Origin of the sequence: Winogradskyella litorisediminis (genome assembly GCF_042675765.1) — a bacterium.
GTDB classification, from domain to species: Bacteria; Bacteroidota; Bacteroidia; order Flavobacteriales; family Flavobacteriaceae; genus Winogradskyella; species Winogradskyella litorisediminis.
Window position 1 is genome coordinate 729,482 of sequence record NZ_JBHTJL010000009.1, and the last position, 23,911, is coordinate 753,392.

General features: G+C 34.2%; 23 protein-coding genes. 5 read left to right on the plus strand and 18 right to left on the minus strand.

The features are described from left to right. Position 1 precedes the first annotated feature (1 nt). The gene (gene dinB, locus ACFQ1Q_RS05555; protein ID WP_386128811.1) at positions 2–1,111 is read right to left on the minus strand and encodes a DNA polymerase IV; all 1,110 of its coding nucleotides are present in this window, start codon (positions 1,109–1,111) and stop codon (positions 2–4) included. A gap of 41 nt (positions 1,112–1,152) precedes the next feature. Here dinB and ACFQ1Q_RS05560 point away from each other — a divergent pair, with 41 nt between their 5' ends. Beyond that, positions 1,153–1,641, plus strand: coding sequence for a CYTH domain-containing protein (locus ACFQ1Q_RS05560; RefSeq protein WP_386128813.1), 489 nt, complete (start codon positions 1,153–1,155; stop codon positions 1,639–1,641). 73 nt (positions 1,642–1,714) lie between these two features. On the opposite strand, the gene ACFQ1Q_RS05565 is transcribed toward ACFQ1Q_RS05560, so the two are convergent. The 4 genes from ACFQ1Q_RS05565 to ACFQ1Q_RS05580 form a co-directional block, all read right to left on the minus strand. Further along, positions 1,715–3,628, minus strand: a complete 1,914-nt coding sequence (locus ACFQ1Q_RS05565) for an OmpA family protein (RefSeq protein WP_386128815.1) — start codon at positions 3,626–3,628, stop codon at positions 1,715–1,717. 18 nt (positions 3,629–3,646) lie between these two features. Then, the gene (locus ACFQ1Q_RS05570) at positions 3,647–4,549 is read right to left on the minus strand and encodes a PorP/SprF family type IX secretion system membrane protein (protein ID WP_386128817.1); all 903 of its coding nucleotides are present in this window, start codon (positions 4,547–4,549) and stop codon (positions 3,647–3,649) included. Between the two features lie 50 nt (positions 4,550–4,599). Then, positions 4,600–6,984 carry a gliding motility-associated C-terminal domain-containing protein gene (locus ACFQ1Q_RS05575; protein ID WP_386128819.1) on the minus strand — a complete coding sequence of 795 codons (2,385 nt, stop codon included), beginning with the start codon at positions 6,982–6,984 and terminating at the stop codon, positions 4,600–4,602. 112 nt (positions 6,985–7,096) lie between these two features. Further along, positions 7,097–8,041 carry an endonuclease/exonuclease/phosphatase family protein gene (locus ACFQ1Q_RS05580; protein WP_386128821.1) on the minus strand — a complete coding sequence of 315 codons (945 nt, stop codon included), beginning with the start codon at positions 8,039–8,041 and terminating at the stop codon, positions 7,097–7,099. A gap of 103 nt (positions 8,042–8,144) precedes the next feature. On the opposite strand from ACFQ1Q_RS05580, the gene hflX reads away from it, so the two are divergent. Then, positions 8,145–9,356 (plus strand): GTPase HflX, encoded by a 1,212-nt coding sequence (gene hflX / locus ACFQ1Q_RS05585; RefSeq protein WP_386128823.1) that lies wholly within the window; start codon positions 8,145–8,147, stop codon positions 9,354–9,356. 45 nt (positions 9,357–9,401) lie between these two features. Here the strand turns inward: hflX and ACFQ1Q_RS05590 are convergent, their stop codons facing one another. From ACFQ1Q_RS05590 to ACFQ1Q_RS05625, 8 genes are all read right to left on the minus strand, one after another. Then, complete coding sequence (locus ACFQ1Q_RS05590) at positions 9,402–10,310, minus strand: DUF3078 domain-containing protein (protein ID WP_386128825.1); 909 nt, start codon at positions 10,308–10,310, stop codon at positions 9,402–9,404. A 102-nt stretch (positions 10,311–10,412) separates the two neighbouring features. Further along, positions 10,413–10,919: a DUF2480 family protein gene (locus ACFQ1Q_RS05595; RefSeq protein ID WP_386128827.1), complete on the minus strand. Its 507-nt coding sequence runs from the start codon at positions 10,917–10,919 to the stop codon at positions 10,413–10,415. After that, a complete protein-coding gene (locus ACFQ1Q_RS05600; RefSeq protein WP_386128829.1) occupies positions 10,919–12,361 on the minus strand; it encodes a hydroxymethylglutaryl-CoA synthase family protein in 1,443 nt (480 codons plus the stop codon). The genes ACFQ1Q_RS05595 and ACFQ1Q_RS05600 overlap by 1 nt, the downstream gene beginning before the upstream one ends. Before the next feature lie 10 nt (positions 12,362–12,371). Continuing rightward, positions 12,372–12,698 carry an iron-sulfur cluster assembly protein gene (locus ACFQ1Q_RS05605; RefSeq protein WP_386128831.1) on the minus strand — a complete coding sequence of 109 codons (327 nt, stop codon included), beginning with the start codon at positions 12,696–12,698 and terminating at the stop codon, positions 12,372–12,374. A 1-nt stretch (position 12,699) separates the two neighbouring features. Beyond that, complete coding sequence (locus ACFQ1Q_RS05610; protein ID WP_386130175.1) at positions 12,700–13,122, minus strand: SufE family protein; 423 nt, start codon at positions 13,120–13,122, stop codon at positions 12,700–12,702. A 27-nt stretch (positions 13,123–13,149) separates the two neighbouring features. After that, a complete protein-coding gene (locus ACFQ1Q_RS05615; RefSeq protein ID WP_386128833.1) occupies positions 13,150–13,674 on the minus strand; it encodes a hypothetical protein in 525 nt (174 codons plus the stop codon). Between the two features lie 97 nt (positions 13,675–13,771). Next, entirely contained in the window at positions 13,772–14,833 is a 1,062-nt protein-coding gene (locus ACFQ1Q_RS05620) for a zinc metalloprotease (RefSeq protein WP_386128835.1), read from the minus strand. Positions 14,834–14,996: 163 nt separating this feature from the next. Next, on the minus strand, positions 14,997–16,211 hold the full coding sequence (locus tag ACFQ1Q_RS05625) for an aminotransferase class V-fold PLP-dependent enzyme (RefSeq protein WP_386128837.1): 1,215 nt from the start codon (positions 16,209–16,211) through the stop codon (positions 14,997–14,999). Between the two features lie 132 nt (positions 16,212–16,343). On the opposite strand from ACFQ1Q_RS05625, the gene ACFQ1Q_RS05630 reads away from it, so the two are divergent. From ACFQ1Q_RS05630 to ACFQ1Q_RS05640, 3 genes are all read left to right on the plus strand, one after another. Further along, positions 16,344–16,682 (plus strand): PadR family transcriptional regulator, encoded by a 339-nt coding sequence (locus ACFQ1Q_RS05630; protein WP_386128839.1) that lies wholly within the window; start codon positions 16,344–16,346, stop codon positions 16,680–16,682. Next, a complete protein-coding gene (locus tag ACFQ1Q_RS05635; protein ID WP_386128841.1) occupies positions 16,679–17,107 on the plus strand; it encodes a hypothetical protein in 429 nt (142 codons plus the stop codon). Before ACFQ1Q_RS05630 ends, ACFQ1Q_RS05635 begins: the two co-directional genes overlap by 4 nt. Positions 17,108–17,290: 183 nt before the next feature. Beyond that, positions 17,291–18,940: a serine hydrolase domain-containing protein gene (locus tag ACFQ1Q_RS05640; RefSeq protein WP_386128843.1), complete on the plus strand. Its 1,650-nt coding sequence runs from the start codon at positions 17,291–17,293 to the stop codon at positions 18,938–18,940. A gap of 35 nt (positions 18,941–18,975) precedes the next feature. On the opposite strand, the gene sufD is transcribed toward ACFQ1Q_RS05640, so the two are convergent. The 5 genes from sufD to sufB form a co-directional block, all read right to left on the minus strand. Further along, positions 18,976–20,289 (minus strand): Fe-S cluster assembly protein SufD, encoded by a 1,314-nt coding sequence (sufD, locus tag ACFQ1Q_RS05645; protein WP_386128845.1) that lies wholly within the window; start codon positions 20,287–20,289, stop codon positions 18,976–18,978. Positions 20,290–20,367: 78 nt separating this feature from the next. Next, a complete protein-coding gene (gene sufC, locus ACFQ1Q_RS05650) occupies positions 20,368–21,120 on the minus strand; it encodes a Fe-S cluster assembly ATPase SufC (protein WP_386128847.1) in 753 nt (250 codons plus the stop codon). A 5-nt stretch (positions 21,121–21,125) separates the two neighbouring features. After that, on the minus strand, positions 21,126–21,542 hold the full coding sequence (locus ACFQ1Q_RS05655; RefSeq protein WP_386128849.1) for a hypothetical protein: 417 nt from the start codon (positions 21,540–21,542) through the stop codon (positions 21,126–21,128). A gap of 1 nt (position 21,543) precedes the next feature. Beyond that, entirely contained in the window at positions 21,544–22,422 is an 879-nt protein-coding gene (locus ACFQ1Q_RS05660; RefSeq protein ID WP_386128851.1) for an N-acyl homoserine lactonase family protein, read from the minus strand. A 14-nt stretch (positions 22,423–22,436) separates the two neighbouring features. Beyond that, on the minus strand, positions 22,437–23,885 hold the full coding sequence (gene sufB / locus ACFQ1Q_RS05665) for a Fe-S cluster assembly protein SufB (protein WP_386128853.1): 1,449 nt from the start codon (positions 23,883–23,885) through the stop codon (positions 22,437–22,439). Positions 23,886–23,911 lie beyond the last annotated feature (26 nt).

The following is a 23,911-nucleotide window of genomic DNA, read 5'->3' on the forward strand; positions in this document are numbered from 1 at the left end:
TTTAAAAATCAAACTTTAACTGAACACTAATCGGCTTTTCAATAACTTTCTTGGCTTTCTTTCTGGAGTCTTCCGTATTTAAATTAGACAAAGAAATACCCAAAAGTCTTACAGAGTTATTCAGTTTATCTTGATAAAGTAAGTCTTTTGCGGTTTCTAAAATGATGGCTTTATCACTTACGAAATAGGGTAAAGTTTTACTTCTGGTTTGAAGCGTAAAATCGCTATATTTTATTTTTAAAGTAATGGTTTTTCCTGAAACCTTACTTTTTGCTAAACGTTTAGAGACTTCCTCGGCAATATGCTCTAATTTTTCAAGCATAAATATTTCTGAAGATAGATTCTCACTAAACGTTCGTTCTGCTGCAAGCGATTTACGGATGCGATTTGGTTTCACTTCACTGTTATGAATGCCACGAACCACATGGTAATAATAGGAGCCAGATTTTCCAAAGTTTTCAGAAAGGTATTCCAACGATTTAGACTTTAAATCTTTACCAGTAAAAATCCCTTTTAGATACATTTTTTCTGCAGTAACTTTACCGACGCCATAGAACTTTCGGATGTCTAGATTTTCTAAAAATTGTAAAACGTCTTCTGGGTTTACGGTTTTTTGTCCGTTGGGTTTATTAATATCACTCGCTACTTTAGCAATAAACTTGTTAATTGATATGCCTGCGGACGCATTTAAGCCTGTTTTTTCAAAAATCTTTTGTCGTATCTCTTGGGCTATTAAAGATGCGCTAGGCATCCCCTTTTTGTTTTCCGTGACATCCAAATAAGCTTCATCCAAAGATAATGGTTCAACCAAATCAGTGTATTCAAAAAAGATGCTTCGAATTTGTTGAGAGACTTCTTTGTAGCGGTCAAAGTTTGTACGAACAAAAATTAAGTCAGGACACAATTTTTCGGCCAAACGGCCAGACATGGCACTTCGTACACCAAATTTTCGAGCTTCGTAACTGGCTGCGCTAATAACGCCACGCGCACTTCCGCCACCAACAGCAATGGGTTTACCTCGTAATTCTGGATTATCCAATTGCTCAACAGAAGCATAAAATGCATCCATATCTACGTGAATTATTTTCCGAATTGGTAAATCGTTTGACATGCTGTAAATTTAGGCATTAAATGCCTTTTAATAAACTTCGCATGGCAGTAGAAATAGAACGAAAATTTTTAGTAAAATCTGAAGCTTTTAAAACAGAAGCTTTTTACTCGTACCAGATCAAACAAGGTTTTTTGAATAGTAATCCAGAGCGCACGGTTAGAATTAGAATTAAAAAAGATAAAGGGATTTTAACCGTAAAAGGAAAATCATCTTCCGACGGTTTAAGCCGTTTTGAGTGGGAAAAAGATATCAACTTAGATGAAGCTGAAGCGTTATTAAAACTTTGCGAAAAAGGCATCATTGATAAAACCAGATACGAAGTCAAAATCGGGAAACACCTTTACGAAGTCGATGTTTTCTTCGGTGATAACGAAGGTTTAATCATTGCCGAAGTTGAATTAAACTCTGAAGCTGAAGTTTTTGAAAAACCTGATTGGCTTGGTAACGAAGTGACTGGTGATGTTAGATATTATAATTCTAATTTGTCTAAACGTCCATTTAAAGATTGGAAGTTCGACTCCGTCAAGTGACTATAAAAAAAAGAGAACTTAAATAATTTAAGTCCCCGTTTTTTAAGATAGTTTAGTTAGTTTTTTTAAATTCTTAATTACTCTGTGGTCCGCCACTAATAATTAAAAACTCTGAACGTCTATTAAGCTGATGTTCTTCTTCAGTACAGTTTGTTCCACATTCTATTTTTGGATTGTCTTCGCCACGACCAATAGCTTGTATGCGTTTTTCGTCAATACCTTTTGAAATTACATATTGCTGGGTTGATGTTGCACGACGTTGCGAAAGACGTCTATTGTATGCATCAGAACCTCTATTGTCTGTGTGAGAAGATGCGTTAATGACCATTTCCGGATATTTTTTCATAATCTGCACTAGTTTGTCGAGTTCAAATGCAGCTTGTGCTGTGATGTTTGATTTATCAAAATCAAAGTATATCGGCTCTAATTCTATTTTATCTGCTACAATAATATCCTCAATTGGGTCTAAGGATATTGTTACATCCATTTCTTCATTTCGTTCTGTTTTAACATTGACTTTTTTACTATTGTAATCTGTCATAGTCACTTCTAAATCTGAAGAAGTAGAACACTCCACAATAAACTTAGCCTTACCTTCGGCGTCTGTTGTTTTAGAGGTTATTTTGTTCCCTTGTTCATCAAAAAGCGAAACAGTTGCACCAGCAATAGGTTGGCGTGTGCTGTCATCTAAAACTAAAGCATTGACTAAAACATCACACAATGGTTGAAGTTTTTTAATTAAGTAAACATCATCGCTTCCTTTTCCGCCCTCGCGATTAGAGGAAACGTAACCTTCTTCGGTTTCTTCGTTTATAGAAAAGGCAAAATCGTCACCATTACTATTTACAGGAATTCCAATATTTCTTATGGGCGCCATTTTACCATCAATTTCTTCAGTATAAAACACATCCATACCACCAAGTCCTAAATGGCCGTTAGATGAAAAATAAAGCGTGTTATTACTGCTAATAAATGGAAACATTTCCTGTCCTTCGGTATTAACTTTTTGACCCAAATTTTCTGGCGAACCCAAAGTGCCATCGGCATTTATTGGTGCTTTGTAAAGATCAAATTTCCCAAAACCGCCAGGCATATCTGAGGCAAAATATAACGTTTTTCCATCTGCATTAACCGATGGATTTTTAACTGAATAATTTTCACTGTTAATTGCTAAACTTTCAATAGTATCCCACTGGTCTTTTAGTGTAGTAGCTTTAAATAAATACAATTGACTGTACTTTACTTTTGATATAGAATCTTTTTCAAAGTCTTTTTCAAAAAAACTTTCTCTAGAAAAATACATTGTTTCGCCATTTGGAGAAAAAGATACTAATCCTTCGTGGTACTTGGTATTGATGTCTTTGCTCATTAGCGTAGCATCTGAGTAACTGCCGTCGGTTCTTTTTTGAAGGCTGTAAATATCTAAAAAAGGTTCATTATTCCACCCGTAGTTTTTACGAGATTCGTTACGAGCAGAAGTAATGTATAAAATTCCGTTTTTTTCTGTACCACCAAAGTCTGATTGCTCAGAATTGAAAGGTGCGTTTTGCACATTAAATTTTTTACCTTGTTCTAAGAGTTGAGGTAGATAATTTGGATTTTCATTAAAAGCAATTGCTCTATCGTCTGATGGTCGCATACTTGCGAAGCGCTTCATTTGGGTATTAGATTCTTCATATTTACCGTTAGCCTTAAGCATTTCGGCATATCGATAAATTGTTTCTGGTTTGTCTGAAGTTTCTAAAGTTTTTGCATACCATTTTTCTGCTTCAACGGTATTAAACATGTTAAAATATGATTCCGCAAGTTGGTTGTAAATATATTCGTTGCCTTTTCCATCTTCAATAAGGTCATTATAACTTTCAGCTGCTTTCACAAACTGAAATTTACTGAATTGTTTATCAGCTTTTTTAGTGTCAGAATTTTGAGCAGTTAAGCTGAAACTACCCAAGACTATAATAATAAATAACGTTTTTAGAGTTCTCATAATAATTAGCTTAACTGGTTAGAAATATCTTGGTGAACGTGAAGCACGCTTTGAAAAATTGAGGTCGAATAAAATCATAACTTCGTGAGAAGCTGGTGCAAATGCATTAATCTCTGATGATACAGCATCGTAAGCATAACCAATGCGTAGTGATGGCGAAACAGCAAAGTTAACTAAGCCAGAAAATGAATCATCTAAACGGTAAGATGCGCCAATTTCAAACTTCTTATAAAAACGCGCATTTAAGTTGACATCGAATGATGTTGGTGCATCAAATGCTGATTTTACTAAAAATGAAGGTTTCAATTCTGTGTTTTTTGAAATATCGAACACGTAACCACCAGTAACAAAATAATGCTGTGTTTCTGAGCCAATGTTGTTTCCGTTTTGGCTTAAATGCACTGATGATAACATATTTGGAACTGAAACAGATAAATAATATTTATCGGTGTAATAAAATGCACCTGCACCAATATTTGGTGTCGTTTCATTTATATTTTGAAAGAACGGATCGTTAGGGTTTATTAAAGCAATGTTGGCTAATCCTATATCATGAAACGTTGCTCCAGCTTTAACGCCAAGTGCTAATTTATGCTCACCTCCAAGATTTAAAGTATATGAAAAATCCACATAAGCATTTGTTTCTTTTACGGGACCTAATTGGTCAGCAACAACAGATAAACCTAAACCCATATTGTTGCCTATTGCTGAGTGTCCAAAAAATGTTCCTGTTTCTGGTGCGCCATCAATTTGTGTCCATTGATTTCTATAGAGTAGCCCAAATGATAAACTTTCGGTTGATCCAGCATAAGCCGGATTTACCACATTCATGTTGTACATGTATTGGGTGTATTGTGGGTCTTGTTGGCCATAACTTGTGTAAGCAAAAGCCAATAGAAATAGTATAGCGATTTTTCTCATCGAAATTGTTTTAAAGGTCGTTAGTTTGTTTTTGCGCATCATCATCAAGTTTATCGTTGAATGTAAATCCATCCATTTCGAGTTTCGTTATTTTCTAATTCAGCGACGTAAAAGTAGGTGCCAACAGGAAGTTCTCCATCAGAAGATTGGCCAAACCACTCATTAGTGTAATTTTCTTTTATATAAACGGAACGCCCGTTTCTATTGAAGATTTCTAGCTTTCTAACATTAAAGGCTCTTAAGTCAAAATTGTTATTAAAGGCATCACCATTAGGAGAAATACCTTGCGGAAACACACAATTTGCATTTAATACATCCGTAGAAACCGAATACACACAACCTTCAGCAGTCGTAATATCCACGCTATATTCACCATCAACTGTTGCAATAAAAGTTGCATTGGTATTGTTAGATGTATCAGCGCCAACTGGTCCAAACCATTCGTAAGTTACAGTATTTGGGTCGTAACTATTATTAATTGGTGAAATGGTAATTTCGTAAGATTCACCATTACAACCTTGCTCAAAATTAACTAAGCTTGTATCAAAATCTTCGACAACCAAATCAAAATTACCAACCGAATAACATTCTGGAGACGCTGCAAATTCTAACCTGTAGAAAACAGTTTGTGGGTTCGAAGTGTTTGTGTAAGTTGCTGGATTTTGTATGGGATTATTTCCGCTATCAGCATCATCAAAGGTTTCAAAATAGATAACGTTTAAGTCTGTTGCACCATTAAAAATTATGGCATCTTGTTGAGTCAAATCAAATTCTGCATTGCCTTGGGCGTTACTACAATTTACAAGATTACCTACAGCACCAGCTTCTGGAGAATTATCTAAGACAGATACTGTAACATCGTCAGTTATTGTAAATTCTACATTATTAGCATCCGTATATGTTATGGAAGCCGTATAAGTTGTAGTTTCTGTAGGGTTAACTGTGATATCTGAATTGTTTCCTAAGGATGTACCGTTACCATCAAACCATTCAAACTCAAAGTTTGCATCTCCTGAAGGTACAAATCGCCAAAGTTCTTGTTCTGTCACAGACCAATCTCCAGTGTTTCTGCCTGGTGGAGTAACACCTGTTGTACCAGATGAATTTTGTAATCCAATTACAGCTAAACCGTCATTCCATGTCTGGCAAGTTGGCTTTTCTGCCACAACAACATCTATTACATTAGAAGACTCGTATAAAATAATTTGAGATGTTGTCAATAGCTCATTACAGCTAAAGTGCGGTACGTGAACAAAGCTTACTTTAAATTGACGCTCTGGAGCCACACCAACGACTGTATATTCAATTTGTCCACTTACACTTGGATCAATATCGTGATAAACACCGTGTATAGCGTTTGTTGGCAAATCCGGAGTTGGTATGAGTTCGTCTGGCTCAAAGCTCCAAGGGCAAAAATTACCAGATAATCCAGTGTCAAACGATATTAATCCATTGGCACCAACCACTAATTGATTATAGGTAATGCCATAAAACTCAAAATCGAATTCTATATCAATAACAGAAGACCAACGGTCATCAATGTTTAAAGCTGTTGGTGTACCTTCTAAATTTGCTAAAGGACAATTTAAAGAAGAAATATTATATACCGAAGTATCATTGGTTAAACTACTTTCCATAAAAGTTGCTGCAAGCATAATTTCTTCTGTAGAACCGCAGCCAGTTACTTGATCAGGGCCAGCATTTATGATATCACAAGATTGTTCTGGGCAAAAGGCTTGTGTTAAAGTGCCACTTGTTAATATACAATTAACGTCATCAGCATCGGCAACTGTAATATCTATTTCGGTGCCGTTTGCAAAAGGGCCGAAAGCAAAAACGCCAGTTACAGAAGTTGTAACGACATCACTTCCCTGATTATCAGAAATCTCAATAGATTCTGCATCGCCAACATCCGAAAGGTTAACTTCAATAAAAAACTGCTCACCATTGGCACAATCACTTACAATATCGTAGTTGGCAGTAGCAGGTATACAGGTTACGCAACGAAATTCAATGGTCCACGGTGTAAAAGAGGTACTACTTTGACAACTTACACTGCCATCACTATCGACCTCTATGAAGAGAGAATCTCCAGTGGATTGTGCGATGATACCAGCTAAATCACCACCATTATCACCACTAAATAAAACAGTTCCTGAATTATTGTTACCGTCATAAATGGTGATATCGTCAAAACCACTTTCAATGCTACCTTCTAAAAATTCAATAATTACAGGAGCTCCTGTCGAAGATGTAAAAAGAAAGGTCTCGGTTTCGTTATTACCGTAGCAAAAAGTTGTTGATTCTGTGCCGGCAGAACAATTAACGGTAAAATCTACAAATGGTTGAGGATTGTCAGTGTTTTTGTCTAATCCAAAACTAGATTGAATATTAAATAAAGCAAGACAAAAAAACAGAAGTAAAAGTCGTTTCATATAAGGTTGGAATTTCTTTAAGTTAGCTAAAATAAATTATTAACAAACTTTTAATAAAATTTAAAAGAAAAATAGACCAAATACTCTTTTTTACCGATGAAACAAATGATATTTAAGCGTCTTCCTTTAGAATTATGTAAACTGGGAAATGATCACTATAACCGCCTTTGTATTTGAGACCTACGTAAGTTCTAAAAGGTTGTCCAACATATTTACCACGATATTGTGTTAAAAATTTTGAATTAAACACATCAGCTTTTATAAAATTCAATTTTGTGGATTTAGAATCAAAAAACGAATTCGAAAAAAGTATTTGGTCAAACACAAACCATTCTGAAAAATGCGTTAGACTGCCTTTTGTACTTACATCTATAAGTTTAAACGGGTTGTATAGTTGTGATGAATTTTCTAGAGATAAAAGACTATTATTCTGAGCGGTGTCATTAAAATCTCCCATAACAATTATCTTAGGGTCACTCTGTGTTTCCTTCAGGTCTAAAATAATTTGATTTACTTTATCAGCAGCAGCTAAACGTTTGTATTCAGTAGCTTCAACACCTTCGCGACGTGACGACCAATGGTTAATAATGACGTGGATTTGCTCATCATTTAATTTTCCTGTTACTAATAAAATATCACGCGTAAAATCTTGCTGACCATTTTCTTTTTCTAAATAAACCGAAAACGTTTCAGAATGTGTTACATTAAAAACATCTTGATTATAAATTAATGCCACATCAATGCCACGTTCGTCTGAGGAATCATAATGCACGAGATTATAATTATAGTTTCTTAGATGTTTTCCATTTATTAAATCCTCAACAACTTGTCTGTTTTCTACTTCGGCTAAACCAACAAAAGCTGGAGGAAAATTTGAGTCTTCGTCTCCAATTTGCGATATGACTCGCCCAAGTTTTTTAATTTTTTTCTTGTAGCGTTTTAATGTCCAGCGTTTTTTTCCTTTTGGTAAAAAATCATCGTCATCAGTATAGACGTCGTCTTTTGTGTCAAAAAGGTTTTCAATATTATAAAAAGCAATCGTGTGTTTGTAACTCATGCGGTTAAAGATATAATTAATATAGATATCACCATATTACGCAAATGCCTAAATTTGCATGTAATGTTTTGCTGAAACATTTCAGAAACATTGAAATTTATTTATGCTAGAAAAAAAAGATATAAACCTTGAAAAAGTAGTACTCATAGGAGTAATTACAAGAGAACAAGACGAAGATTTATCAAAAGAATATTTAGATGAATTAGAGTTTTTAACCTATACCGCTGGCGGTGAAGTTGTAAAACGATTTACTCAAAAATTAGATATGCCTAATCCAAAAACTTTTATTGGAACAGGTAAAATGAATGATGTCCAAGAATTTGTAAAAGAAAATGACATTGGTACTGTAATTTTTGATGACGAATTATCTCCAGCACAAGAGCGAAACATCAGTAAAATACTTAATTGTAAAATTTTAGACAGAACCAATCTTATCCTCGATATTTTTGCCCAACGTGCGCAAACGAGTTATGCGCGTACACAAGTAGAATTAGCGCAATGCCAATATTTATTGCCACGATTAAAAGGAATGTGGACGCATCTTGAACGCCAAAAAGGTGGTATTGGTATGCGTGGTCCTGGTGAAACAGAGATAGAAACTGATAGACGAATTGTACGTGATAAAATTTCACTATTAAAAGAAAAAATAAAGACCATTGATAAACAAATGGCGGTACAACGCGGTAACCGTGGTAAGCTAGTAAGAGTTGCACTTGTTGGTTATACCAATGTTGGCAAATCAACTTTGATGAATGTAATTAGCAAATCCGAAGTTTTTGCAGAAAACAAACTTTTTGCAACATTAGACACTACAGTACGTAAAGTAGTAATTGGAAATTTGCCATTTTTAATAAGTGATACAGTAGGATTTATAAGAAAGCTACCAACCCAATTGGTAGATTCTTTTAAAAGCACTCTAGATGAAGTAAGAGAAGCAGATTTGTTACTACATGTTGTAGATATTTCGCACTCTAATTTTGAAGAACATATAGAATCTGTTAATCAAGTTTTAGAAGAAATAGATAGTAAAGGAAAACCAACTATTATGGTTTTTAATAAGATTGATGCTTATGAAGCAGCGCCTTTTGATGAAGAAGATTTAATAATAGAACGTACAAAAGCCAATTATTCTATAGACGAATGGAAGCAGACATGGATGTCTAAAATTGGAGATAACGCGTTGTTTATTTCAGCTTTAAATAGAGAAAATTTAGACGATTTTAAAAAACGTGTTTATAAAGAAGTAAGAGAAATTCATGTAACACGTTTTCCTTACAATGAATTTTTATATCCTGACGTTGAGGATATTGAATAAAAAAGAGGTCTATTTTAGACCTCTTTTTTTTATGAAATTTCTATTTTAGAATTTATAAGTTATACCAATGGTAGAGTACGTTTGTAAATCGTTGTCTGCAGCGGCCAAAGTCGTACCTTGAAAATTTGCAGCCTCTTGGCGATTACTACGTAAACCAAATTCAGCGCCAACACCTATGTTTTTAAAGATTGAATAACTAAATGAGTTTATCCACGTCCAGTTAGACAGGTCACTTGTGTCGTAACTTTGAAATACAGATAAGTTACTTCTAAATTGTATATCCTTGAATATTGTACCATTATAATCGGCAACAATTTTAGCACCTAACGATGACTCAAAAACAGGATTATCTCCAAAAACAAAGTTATAGTTTAATGGATGTATAACCACCACTAAATTGTTCATTGGCGTCCATGTAAAACCAACACCAGCATCCAAGTATCCAGGATTATTAAAATTGTTGAGGATTGTTGTTCTATATTCAACTAAACCAGAAACAGCCCACTTTTCACTCAATCTACGTCCGTATAAAGAACTTACGCTAAATACGTCCGTAGCTTCTCGAAAACTGTCATCGTCTGTTGGGTCGTCTTCATTATCAAATTTTACCCAACTTAGATTTGTGTTCAGTGAGTTTCTCCAAAAATATTTGTCTTCAATTTTATTAGCAAATGCATTTACGGTAAAGCCAATAGTACCAGAAGAGTTGTTAGGCACACCTTGTGCGTACCAATTATTAAAGCTTGAAAAACTTCCACCTATAGTTCCAAAAGCGCCAACACGCCAACCTGGTAATGCATCAATTTGTGATTGAAGTTCATTTGCTTCTGCTTGATATTTATCAGCTTCTGCTTGCTTTTCAGCTTTTTGTTTTTTTAATTCTTCTTTCGTTTGGGCAAAGCCAAAGCTTAATGCAAAAACGAATAATACGGATAAAATTAATTTGGTTTTCATCAGTTAAATGATTTATGTTTAAGATGCAAAGATAAAAATTGTAAGAAAAATATGCCTATTTTCTTAAAAACTAATTGACTGATTTATAAACTATTAGGAAATTTATTTTCTCTTATATAGCGGAACTGAAGAACATGCTTCTCCAAACATAATAGATTTTGCTATTGGTTTTAATTTTTGAGAGAGCAAAACCATAGCATTTGCAGGTACAGGTTTGTTAGTACACCCTTTGATGATGACAGGTGCATCTTTATATTCTGAAAGATTTAAGTTTGCAATAATTTCTGAATATAAAATAGATTCTAAATGTTCTAAATCTCCAATCACCGAGAGTTTTGCATAGTCTTGAAGTTGAAGTGAAATCAGCATGTAAGCCCAATCTGGTACTATTGCATCGGCAGAACAGAATAATGCCACATAAGCATCTTTATATTGCGACCAATCATGCGCTTTAACAAAAGTGCGAAACTCTTTTTCGCGAAGTACCAATCCTTCCCAAAGCCAATCTTTTATATCAAAAGACACACGTTTTCCTGGAGGATAAAAATCTTCTAGGTCCAATGTTTTTAGTTTGCTAAGTGCAACTCTATTTATAATTTCTTCAGCCATTATTCGTTGACTTTATAACGTCTTAAGCCATAATTAGTATCTTCTTTTTCAACAAAATTTAGCGCAATTTTACTGCCTTTGTTTACTGGAGTTTGTAATTTAGAACGATGTATATTTTCGTAAGTTTCTACAGTAATTGATGTTCTGTTTTCTAAGTATTCAAACAATTTAATATCCTTAATTTTTGATACCCAATTTGGTTGAACTACTCCTTGGAACACTTTGGATTTTGAACCACTTCCGTAAGCAACAAATCCAATGGTATTACCAGCAATTTCTTTTGAAGTATTAAAACTGTGAGATAAGAAACTTAAAAGCGACATGAATATTGAAGCCGTGTACATGTTTCCAATTTCAGATGAAGCCAATTCGCCAGCAGAAATATTTTCATTAATAAATGTGCTATACAAATTAGATTTGTAAGCTGCTTTATTCCAAGTTTTTATATCAGTGTCTTCAGGTTTGCCAACTTCTTCTACTAATAAATTGTAAACCGCGGTGTCTTTTATCCAACTTAGCCAATTATCAAAAACTATGCGTCTTCCATGGAAAGCGTAAGGCAAGTGAAAAATGAATTGCTGCCAGTTATTTACAAAATCTATTTCTTTTTGAGAATTAAAATGCTCAAACGCTTCAGTAATTCTATCAGCGTAGCAGGAGTTTGAAAATTGCCCATCAAACACAGGTTCTTCTTTAAACACTTCAACTACTTCGTTGCTGTCAGACCAAAACTCAGAATTTGTTGATTTTATAAATGTATCAATAGTTTCCTTTGATGCATCGACATTCAACTCTTTTAAAACTGATTTTAATAAATCTGATTTTTTATAGATACGTCGTGGTTTAAAAAAGTCGCCTTCACTTTTTGAAGCAACTCCCCAAATGTCATTTATTGTTAAAATAGAGGGATTGTGAGATACTAAAACAGCAACGGCACCGGCACCTTGTGTGTATTCACCAGTAGAGTTTATATCATATTTAGATAAGTCTGAAGCAATGACTACTGCTTTTCTGTTTTCATCTTGCTTTACCCAATCCAAACAATTGTGTAATGCATCTACGGCACCAACGCAGGCAAAAGTCATATCTAAAATGTCACAATTTTTAAAACTTCGCTCACCAAATGTGTTGGCCAACTCTTTTTCAACAATTTCTACAGCGTAAGTTGCGGTTGGTTTTGAGCCATCTACAGCGCTTTCTGTACCTAAATATACACGACCGATTTCATTAGGGTTAAGGTTGTTCTGCGTTATCAAATTTAACAATGCATTTGCAGCAAATGTTGCAGCATCCTCACCAATATTTGGTACTGCCATTTTTTGAAGACCCAAGCCACGTTTTAATTTTTCGGCTGGAATTCCTCTGGCTTCAGCCAAATTATCCATGGAGACATATAGTTGAGGAACATAAAAGGCAATGGCGTCAATTCCGGTAGTATTCATATTTAAAGTATTATAACATTCCTAATTCTAGCTTAGCTTCTTCGCTCATTAAATCGTTAGACCATGGCGGATCAAATGTAATTTCAACTTCGGCATCTTTAACTTCATTAATTGATTTTACTTTTTCTTCAACCTCCATTGGAAGTGTTTCGGCTACTGGACAATTTGGCGATGTCAATGTCATTAATATTTTAACATCGTAATCTTCATTAACAAAAACGTCATATATAAGTCCCAATTCGTAAATGTCAACAGGAATTTCTGGGTCGTAAATGGTTTTAATCACTCTAACAATTTTATCGCCAAGTGCTGCTGTATCTATAGTTGTATCGCTCATTTTAGTTTAATTGTGTTTGGTATGCAATGGCATACATTTTTAATTGTTTTATCATACTCACCAAACCATTAGCTCTAGTGGGTGATAAATGTTCTTTCAGGCCAATTTTATCAATAAAATCTGTATTGGCTTCAATAATTGCCTTTGGGTTTTGATTAGAAAACACTCTGATTAATATAGCTATAATGCCTTTTGTTATAATGGCATCGCTATCTGCGGTAAAAGCAACTTTGTCATCGTCCATTTCGGCATGTACCCAAACCTTACTTTGACAGCCTTTAATGATATTATCTTCGGTTTTATATTCGTCTTCAATTAAAGGTAAGGTTTTGCCCAAATCTATCATATATTGATAGCGTTCTTCCCAATCTTCAAACATTGAAAATTCTTCTATAATTTCATTTTGTATTTCTTCAATCGTCATCATTAAGTCTTTTGAGTTGCAAAATTACTACTGTTTTTTAACTTTTGCTCCAATCGCTAACACTTTATTAACGAGTTCTTTAATTTCTTTAGGTGGATTTCCTTCATCAAAAGTAGGCGTTACGTGTGCTACATCTCCAATTATAACAGTTAGAGTTGTGTGAGCTGCACCGTCAAATGTGTGTTTATCAGAAGGAGCTTTTAAAGACATAAACTCTTTTGGGTTTATATTTTTTACTAGAGTTTTGATAGCTTCCCAATCGGCATTATCACAATTATAAGTTTCCATTTTTTGAAGACTATAATCTGATGATAATTTTACAGCTTTTTCCGAGACCGCAATGTATTTTGTATATCCTCTTGCAGAAGCTTTGTAGCTTACAACTAGGTCTTCGTTTTGGCTAAACGCCTTTTGCTTATCCGTAGTTATAGGAGTTTTATTCAAAGCTGTATTTTGTTCTAATGATTTTTCGGAGTCTTGCATAGCTTGTTTTGGCGCATTGCAAGAATCTGCAAGCATGACTATTGTTAGAAGGCTAAATATAAATTTCATAATTCTGGTATTTTAAAAGTGTAAGTTACACTTTTGATGCCAAAAAAAAGAGCATCTTTTGATGCTCTTTATATTTTAAGTGTTTATTTTGAGATTATTAGTTACCCACCAATGATGCTCTTGGTCCTCCAGGCGCAAAAACTGCACGCATTCTTGTTTTTTGACCTTCAGTAAATAATCCCATACAATCATCGTCAGAGTAGTCCATATAGTTTTCTACCATATCTGTAGATCTACAGTTTGCTGCAGAAAGGTTGCAACCATAGTTTGGTCTACTAGACGCAGGTGTGTCTGCAACAAAATCATCTTGGCGGCATCTGCCATCTCCCCAAATATGACGTAAGTTCATCCAGTGACCAACTTCGTGAGTAGTTGTACGGCCACCATCAAATGGAGCTTGTGCAGTACCAGTTGTACCAAAATATTGTGGTGACATTACTACACCATCAGTCGATGCATTTCCTCCAGGAAATTGAGCGTAACCTAAAATACCGCCACCAATATTAGCGACCCACATAGTTAAATACCCAGGTTGTGCTGGGTAAACAGATTTTACAGCATTGTTAGTTCCCCAAGCACTTGTAGAATTGAATCTTCTATCTACAACAGGAGTCATAAAGTTAATATCTACATCTGCTCCAAGACCCTGAAATACAGGACGTACATCACTAAAGTTAGTATCATTAAAGTCTGCATTTAAAACTGCCATTTGAGAGTTTATTTGTGCATCACTAATGTTTTGACTAGAGTTTGAATATATAACATAAATATAAACAGGAATATTTAACGTACCCAAACCATCATCAACTGGAGTTCCTCCGCCGCCATCACCGCCGCCGTTTCCACCGCCGCCGTTTCCGCCGCCATTTCCACCTTTCGGTTTCAAATTATTAGCCATAAATCGTCGAGAATGTAATTCTGCTTTATACATTTTATCGAATAGCTCTGGGTCTTCATTGAGTTGGCGATTTAAAACTTCCATCGAAGCACAAGTCTTACCATTAGCAACTCTATTTGCCGTACCGTCTTCAGTTGCGTCTGTATATAGATAGAAGTCACTCATATCTACTTTAGATTGTTCTTGTTCTACATTGTTATCATCGCTACAACCTGCAAATAGAAGAGAAATAACTGCAATTCTTAAAATTGTTTTTTTCATTTTGGGATATTTTAGTTAAAAATTTTAACGAATATAATTTTTTTTGTTAAAAAATTAACGAATACAAAAATTATTTACTTTTTTTTCGATGAATTGCATAATTGAATAAAAAAAGCACCTAAAAAAGGTGCTCATTTTAAGACGATTTATTAAAATAAATTTTTTAAGAAAGCATCATTACGGCCTTCTTCAAACCTGAAATAAAAGTATCAATCTCTTCTTTGGTGTTGTAGAACATAAAGGATGCTCTAATAGTTCCTGGAATTTTAAAGAAATCCATAATTGGCTGTGCACAATGATGACCTGTACGTACCGCAATGCCCATTTTGTCTAGAATTGTTCCGATATCGTATGGATGAATATTGCCAATATTAAAAGAAATAACAGACGTTTTATTTTCCGCTGTACCGTAAATTTTTAAGCCTTCAATTTGAAGTAATTTTTCGGTGGCATATTCTAAAAGCTCGTTTTCGTAAGCAGCAATAGCGTCGAAACCAATAGCATTCATATAATCTAATGCAGCGCCAAAAGCAATACCGCCGCAAATATTTGGTGTTCCTGCTTCAAATTTATGAGGTAAATCTGCGTAGGTCGTTTTTTCAAAAGAAACTTCAGCAATCATTTCGCCACCACCTTGATATGGCGGTAATTTTTTAAGCCATTCTTCTTTTCCATAAAGCATACCAACACCAGTTGGTCCGCAAATTTTATGAGCAGAACACACGTAAAAATCAACATCTAGCGCTTGTACATCAGGTTTAATATGCGGACAAGATTGTGCACCATCTACTAAAACTGCAGCGCCGACAGCGTGTGCTTTTTCTATGATAGTTTCAATAGGATTTATAGTGCCTAATGCATTTGAAATATGATTAACAAAAACTAGCTTGGTATTTTCAGTTAAAAGTGTATCTAATTCTGAAATAACCAATTCACCGTCATTATTCATTGGTAATACTTTAAGTGAAGCTCCGCTGCGCTCACATAACATTTGCCAAGGCACAATATTACTGTGGTGTTCTAATGCCGATACAATAACTTCATCACCTTTTTTTAATAAAGTTGAAAATCCGCTGGCTACTAAATTTATACTATCTGTTGTACCAGAAGTATAAATAATTTCGTGAGGATGTTTGGCATTAAAATGCTTTTGAATTTTGTGACGTGCTTGCTCGTAAGCATCTGTTGCTTCTTGACTCAAGGCATGTACACCACGATGAATGTTAGCGTTGTAATTACTGTAATAATCCACAATAACATCAATGACCTGTTGTGGTGTTTGCGATGTTGCCGCGTTATCGAAATATATAAGTGGTTTCCCATTAACCTTACGATTAAGTATCGGGAAATCTTTTCTGATTTTTTGTACGTCTAGCATAGTTTTCAATTCCATACACAAAGGTACAAAGCATTGCGGTTATTGTAAAACTTATAACAGGGCTTTAAGAACTAGAATTAAATTTTATTACATTTTACTTAGATACATTTAAATAAAATGTATATTTGCAATATGTATAGTAAAGAATTAACCAAAGGAACGTTGCAGCCTATCATTTTAACTTTAATAAGTAATAAAGGAAAAATGTATGGCTATGAGATTACTCAAGAAGTAAAAAAAATCACTTCTGGAAAGATTGATATTTCTGAAGGAGCCTTATATCCGATACTTCATAAGCTTGAAGCAAAAAAGGTTTTAGAGACTGAAAAAGTTTTTATAGGTAAGCGCGTGCGTAAGTATTATAAAATAACTAATGAAGGCAAGAAAATGGTGTCTGAAGTTAAGCGAGAAATCAATGATTTTATAGAAACGTTGACAATTATTTTCAATCCTAAATCTATAACCCAATGAATTTAACAGACCAGCATATAGAGTATATCGAACGTAACCTTAAGTTGTATGGTATAAAATCTAAAGAGTTGAAAGAAGATTTGCTAGATCATATCTGCACTTATATTGAGAATGCCAACTCTGGTGATTTTGATAAACTTTACCAAGAAGCCTTACAAAAATTTGGAGGGTATAGCAGTTTTCAGAACCTTCAATTAGAGACTAATCTTCAAAAATTTGCAGCCAAAGCTATAATTCTCAAACGCTTTCTAAACGGTTCGGGAGCATTTTCAGCTCTATTTATAGCAACTGGGGTTTTGTTTAAATGGATGCATTGGCCTTTTGCTTCAATACTATTGTTTTCGGGGTTTATAATATTAATTCTGATTGTTATACCCTTGTTTTTTTACGACAGATATAAATCTTCTACACATAAAATTTCTTAAATCGTATAATATGAAAAAATCATTTTTTGTGGTAGGTTTCTTAACCTGCTTTATACTGGGTATTGGCACTATGTTTGAGTTTTTAACTTGGCCCTATAGAGGTATTATTGTTTTTGTTGGTTTTTTGTTTTTAAACTTTGGGATGATTCCCATGTATTTTTACCAGAAATATAAACAATCCCAATGATGAAAGTATGTATTAAGCTTTTTTGTCTTTTTGTTTGTTTTGGAATAAGTGCCCAAGAGCAATTTGCTAATCAAATAGATAGCATTTTAAAAGAGTATGACCAAGTAGACGTTCCTGGCTTTAGTGTAAATGTGTTTTATCAAAACAAAGTTCATTACTCCAAAGGCTTTGGTATTGCAAATCTTGATTATAGTATAAAGAACTCTGATTCAACTATTTTTAGTTTAGCTTCAGTATCTAAACAGTTCACCGCTTCAGCAATTTGGGCTTTACAAAAAGAAGGGAAAATCAACCTAGATGATGATGTTAGAATGTATTTACCCGAACTTCCAAAGTATAATGATGTTATTAAAATAAGTCACCTTCTAAATCATACAAGCGGGATAAGAAATTACCACGCATTAATGAGTCTATCCGGTTTTGACTACAACAACACTTATTACGATAACCAATATGTTTATGAGTTGGCTTGCAAACAAAGAGGCTTGAATAATGTTCCTGGTGAAAAAGTAACGTATTCTAATACTAACTATAATCTTTTAGCAATAATTATAGAACGTATATCTGGTATGAACCTGAATGAATATTTGGTTAAAAATATTCTGAAACCATTAAAAATGAATCACACATTTGTTAGGGTATCTCGCGGTAGCCCTATTAGAAATAAGGCAATTGGTTACCAAAAACGGAAGAATGAATATGTGTTTTCATCAAGTAACCAACTCAGCTATGGTGCTGGAAGTATGGGCTCATCTACTAATGATATGCTTATTTGGATGAAAATGCTAAATGGGCAGGTGTCAAAATTTGAAGATCTAGCAAAATTTCTTCAAACAACCGAAACTTTAACTAATGGAGAAAAAGCAAAGTATGCAAGAGGATTATCAGTAGATAATTATAAAGGCCACCAAATCTTAAGTCATGGTGGGTTTGGATTTGGTGGCCGTTCACAAATGATTACTATTCCGGAATTGCGAATAGGAATTATTGTCTTATCTAATTTACAGTCTATAAATTCTCCAAGAATCGCTTATCAGATTTTGGATATTCTTTTAGATAAAAAAGCTAATAAAGAAGAAATTCAAGAAAATAAAGGCTTCAATACTCAAGATTTGAATTTATTTGCTGGTGAATACAAAGAAATCAATAGCGATATGGCTATGAAATTATTCATAGAAAATGACACATTAAAATCCATAGGTTCTATTGGTAAAGTAGCTGCATCTCTAGTTCAATTTGATAAGAACAAATTCCATAGAGTTACAAGCCAGAATGTGAAATATGAATTTCTTTCAGATAAAAATCATGATATGATTATTGCATTTGGAGGCACGCCTTTTTATTTCAGAAAGGCAGTATTCATTGAAAAGAATACTGTTGTTTTATCTGATTATTCAGGAGAGTTTTATTCTGAAGAACTTGATGTTGTCTATAATTTTTTTGTTGAGAATGGAAATTTAAAGTTGTCTTATGCCGATAACAAAAACATAAGTTTAAATCCAGTACAGCTTAATCAATTTGGAAATGGTAGGCGAACACTTTATCATTTTATAAAAGATAAGAATAACACTGTGTCAGAGATGCAATTATCTAGTGAGGGTACTATAAGTGGAATTAAGTTCAAAAAGAAAGCGACTACTAATTAGTAATCGCTTTTTATAGTATTTTCTTACAAATTTCTTTAAAGGTCAAACCCAATATTAACACCCAATTTTTGAGCAATTAATTTGGTGATGCGTTTTTTTATTTCTGGAATTTTAACCGAATCTAATACGTTATTACTAAATGCAAACATTAATAAGCCGCGTGCTTCTTTTTCAGGAATACCACGTTGTTTCATGTAAAACAAAGCACTTTCGTCTAATTGGCCAATGGTACAACCATGTGAACATTTTACATCATCTGCAAATATTTCAAGCTGAGGTTTTGTATTTATAGTTGCTTTGTCGCTTAACAGAATATTGTTGTTTGCTTGAAACGCATTTGTTTTTTGCGCTTCTTTTTCAACAATAACTTTTCCGTTAAAAACACCTGTGGAATTCTCATCAAAAATACCTTTATAATCTTGATGACTCTCACAATTTGGTTCTATGTGATGTACCAGTGTATTGTGGTCTACATGTTGCTTCTCTCCAATGATAGTGATGCCTTTCATGATAGAATCAATACGCTCACCGTTTTGGAAGAAATTTAAGTTGTTGCGCGTTAATTTTCCACCAAAAGAAAAGGTGTGTACCTTGGCAATACTTTCGTCTTTTTGGTTTACAAACGTATTATCAATCAGTGATGCCGATTGATTGTCATTCTGAATTTTATAGTAATCTACAATTGCACGTTTGTCTGCAAAAATCTCAGTAACGCTATTAGTTAATACAGGATTGTCAGTTAAACTTTGGTGACGTTCTATAATCTGAACATGAGAATTCTCTTCTACAACAACTAAGTTTCTAGGTTGCAACATTAAAGCAGCTTCATTTCCTGTTGAAAAGTGTATAATCTGAATTGGTTTTTCTACCAATTTATTTTTTGGAATATGAATATATGCACCTTCAGCAGAAAACGCTGTATTTAAAGAGGTTAAGCCATTTTTTGTTGCAATTTTATTAAAATAATTTTCAATTATCGGGCTGTATTTTGGTTTTGATAATGCCGAAGACATTAAACAAACATCAATTCCATCGTGTGTGGTTTGAGATAAATGGGATGAATATTTACCATCGATAAAGATAATTTTATAAGCATCAATATCATGGATAAAGTATTTTTTTACGTCTCTATATTCTAAAGCTTCTTCATGCTTTGGAAACACGCTATAATCATGCTTTAAAATAGAATTTAGAGATGTATACTTCCAATCTTCCTCTTTTTTGCTAGGAAAGCCTTCAGTTTCAAATGTTTTTATGGCTTCTGTTCGTATATCATGTACAGGCGAGTGAACGTCAACATTGTCCTCAAACGCCATAAATGATGTTACTAATTTTTCTTTTAAACTCATTGTATTCAGTTTGCAGTTTTCAGTATGCAGTTAACAGTGAGTACTGTTGACTTAATACTGATTACTGATTACTTGCACTTACGCACCTACTTCTTCTTTAATCCAATCGTAACCTTTAGCTTCTAACTCGTGAGCTAGCTCTTTAGTTCCTGATTTTACGATACGTCCATTGTAGAGAACATGTACAAAATCTGGTACGATGTGGTCTAATAATCGCTGGTAGTGTGTAATAACAATTACCGCGTTGTCTTTAGATTTTAATTTATTAACGCCATTGGCAACGATGCGAAGTGCATCGATATCTAAACCAGAATCTGTCTCATCTAGAATGGCTAATTTTGGCTCTAACATTGCCATTTGAAAAATTTCGTTACGTTTTTTCTCACCTCCAGAAAAACCTTCGTTAAGAGAACGCGATAAAAATTTACGGTCTATTTCTAAAAGTTCAGACTTTTCACGGATAAGCTTCAACATTTCGTTAGCAGGCATATCTTCTAAGCCTTTTGCTTTGCGAGTTTCGTTGATTGCCGTTTTCATAAAATTTGTCACTGAAACACCAGGAATTTCTACAGGATATTGAAACGACAAAAACACACCTTTGTGGGCACGCTCTTCGGCACCTAATTCTTCAATATCTTCATTTTCTAAAAGAATTTCACCTTCAGTAACTTCATAATCTTCTTTACCAGCAATAACGGAAGCCAATGTACTTTTACCGGAGCCATTTGGTCCCATAATAGCATGTACTTCTCCTGGATTAACCTCAAGGTTTATTCCTTTTAATATAGCTTTATCCTCAACACTAGCGTGTAAGTTTTTTATCTTTAACATTGTAATTAGTTTTCTATTTTTATAACGTCGTTTTGTTCTGGATTAGGCGCCTCGACCTTAATCGTTTCTTTAATTTCTAACCTAAACGGCCAACCTTCTTCGCCTTCTGGTTTCGCAATTCGTTTTGCTCTAACTGTTACAGGTATCATATCTGTAGCTTCTTTTTTAAAGGGTAAAACTTTTTCATTTAAAGCTTTCATATTATCATCAATTACAACACCATAAATTTGATTGTTGGCTGATTGAATGACTGCAGCATTTTGACTTTTGTCATAAATGAAATCGCCTTTTATTGTAACATAACCATCGTTTTGGTCGTAAGATTTTGAAACTGTATTCTCTGCTTCGATGGTTTCAGTTTTATCATTTTTACAAGAAAGCAAAAAACTGAAGCAAAGGATTAAAGTGATTATTTTTTTCATTTTAATCTAGGTAATTTGGATATTTTGGTAATCTTTTGAAATCGTCTTGGCTATGCTGAATGTAAACTTCGGCGTCATTTTCTTTAGCAAATTTTTCAAATGCATCCATGCTTTTTAAAGTCATGTCAACATCATAATTAAAGCTAGGAACACCTCGAGAATCTCTATTTTCTTGAAAATGATATAAATCGCCTGTTAGTAAGATATTACCAGCATTTTCAAGTTTTAAAAACAACACTTGATGACCAGGCGTATGACCTGGCATGGATTTAATAATCACTGTACCATCACCAAAGACGTCAAAATCTCCATTAATTTTTTCAACTTTATTTAAAGCTGCAATGGCTTTGTAGTTATCACCTTTTTTCTGCTCTTCACTTGTAATAAAATCATACTCTGTTTCTTGTACTAACCAAATTGAATTTGCAAATTTTGATGCAGAACCAGAATGGTCGAAATGCGTGTGAGATAAAGCAATAAAATCTATATTATTTGGTGAAAGGTAAAGTTGTTTTAATTGAGATACTACAGAATCTTTACGCGAAACTGTAAATGCACCGTCTGGAGTTGTAAATGGCTCTTGACCAACTAATCCGTCTGGTAAGCCAGCATCCCATAATAACTTTCCTTTTGGGTGTTCTATAAGATAGAAAGCATCAGCAAATGTTTTAGATTGCCCAGTGTAAGTAGTGTCTTGTGAAAACAATTCGAGTTTATTTACTTTTACTGTTCCACCATCTAAAGCGTATAATTTTACGCCTTGTTTTTTGGCTTCGGTTTCTTTTTTGGCCTCTTCATAGCCGTCTTTTACACCTTCTTTAAAATCTTTACAGGCTGTAAACAAAACAGCCACTAAGAGTATGGTTAGTACTTTTTTCATTTTGTGTTGGGTTTTTATCCTACAGAACCTTCAAGAGAAATTTCTAAAAGTTTTTGAGCTTCTACAGCAAATTCCATCGGAAGTTTATTTAATACTTCTTTACTAAATCCGTTAACGATAAGCGCAATGGCTTTTTCGGTATCTATACCACGTTGGTTGCAGTAAAAAATTTGGTCTTCTCCAATTTTACTCGTCGTCGCCTCGTGCTCAATCATGGCGGTTTTGTTTTTAGCTTCGATATATGGAAACGTGTGTGCACCACACTCGTTACCCATTAATAAACTATCACATTGACTAAAATTACGAGCATTTTCTGCCCCTGAATTAATCTTTACTAAACCACGGTAAGAGTTTTGAGATTTACCAGCCGAGATTCCTTTAGAGATTATCGTTGACTTGGTGTTTTTACCTAAGTGAACCATTTTTGTACCGGTATCGGCTTGTTGGTAATTATTGGTAACTGCTATAGAGTAAAATTCGCCGATAGAATTATCTCCTTTTAAGATACAAGAAGGATATTTCCATGTTACTGCAGAACCAGTTTCTACTTGCGTCCAAGAAATTTTAGCATTCTTTTCGCAAAGTCCTCGTTTAGTAACAAAGTTGTAAACGCCACCTTTGCCTTCTGCATTTCCTGGATACCAGTTTTGTACGGTAGAGTATTTAATTTCTGCATCGTCAAGCGCAATAAGCTCTACAACTGCTGCATGTAATTGGTTTTCGTCACGGCTTGGTGCAGTACAACCTTCAAGATAACTTACGTAACTGCCTTCGTCGGCAATAACAAGTGTTCTTTCAAATTGACCTGTACCAGCTTGGTTAATTCGGAAATAAGTAGACAATTCCATAGGGCAACGAACGCCTTTAGGAATATAGCAAAAACTACCATCACTAAACACCGCAGAATTTAATGCTGCATAGAAATTATCTTTTTGGGGTACAACACTACCAATATATTTTCTGACTAATTCGGGATGCTCTTTTATAGCTTCAGAAATAGACATAAAAATGATGCCTTTTTCGGCTAATGTCTTTTTAAAAGTTGTTGCTACCGAAACAGAGTCGACCACAACATCCATTGCCACACCAGCTAATTTTTTTTGCTCGTCAAGAGAGATTCCTAATTTTTCAAATGTTGCTAATAATTCTGGGTCAACCTCGTCAATACTATCGTATTTTGGTTTGCTGTTTGGTGCAGAATAGTAAGATATAGCCTGAAAATCGGGCTTTTGATATTTTACATTTGCCCAATCTTTTTCTTCCATTTCTTTCCAAGCTTTAAAAGCTTCAAGACGCCATTCGGTCATCCATTCTGGCTCTTCTTTCTTTTTAGAAATGGCTCTAACTATATCTTCGTTAAGACCAACAGGAAATGTTTCAGATTCAATATCTGTGTAAAAACCATATTCGTATTCTTTGGTTTTTAATTCTTCCCTTAAATCGTCCTCTGTATATTTACTCATATCTCTTAATTCAATTTTGAAAAATC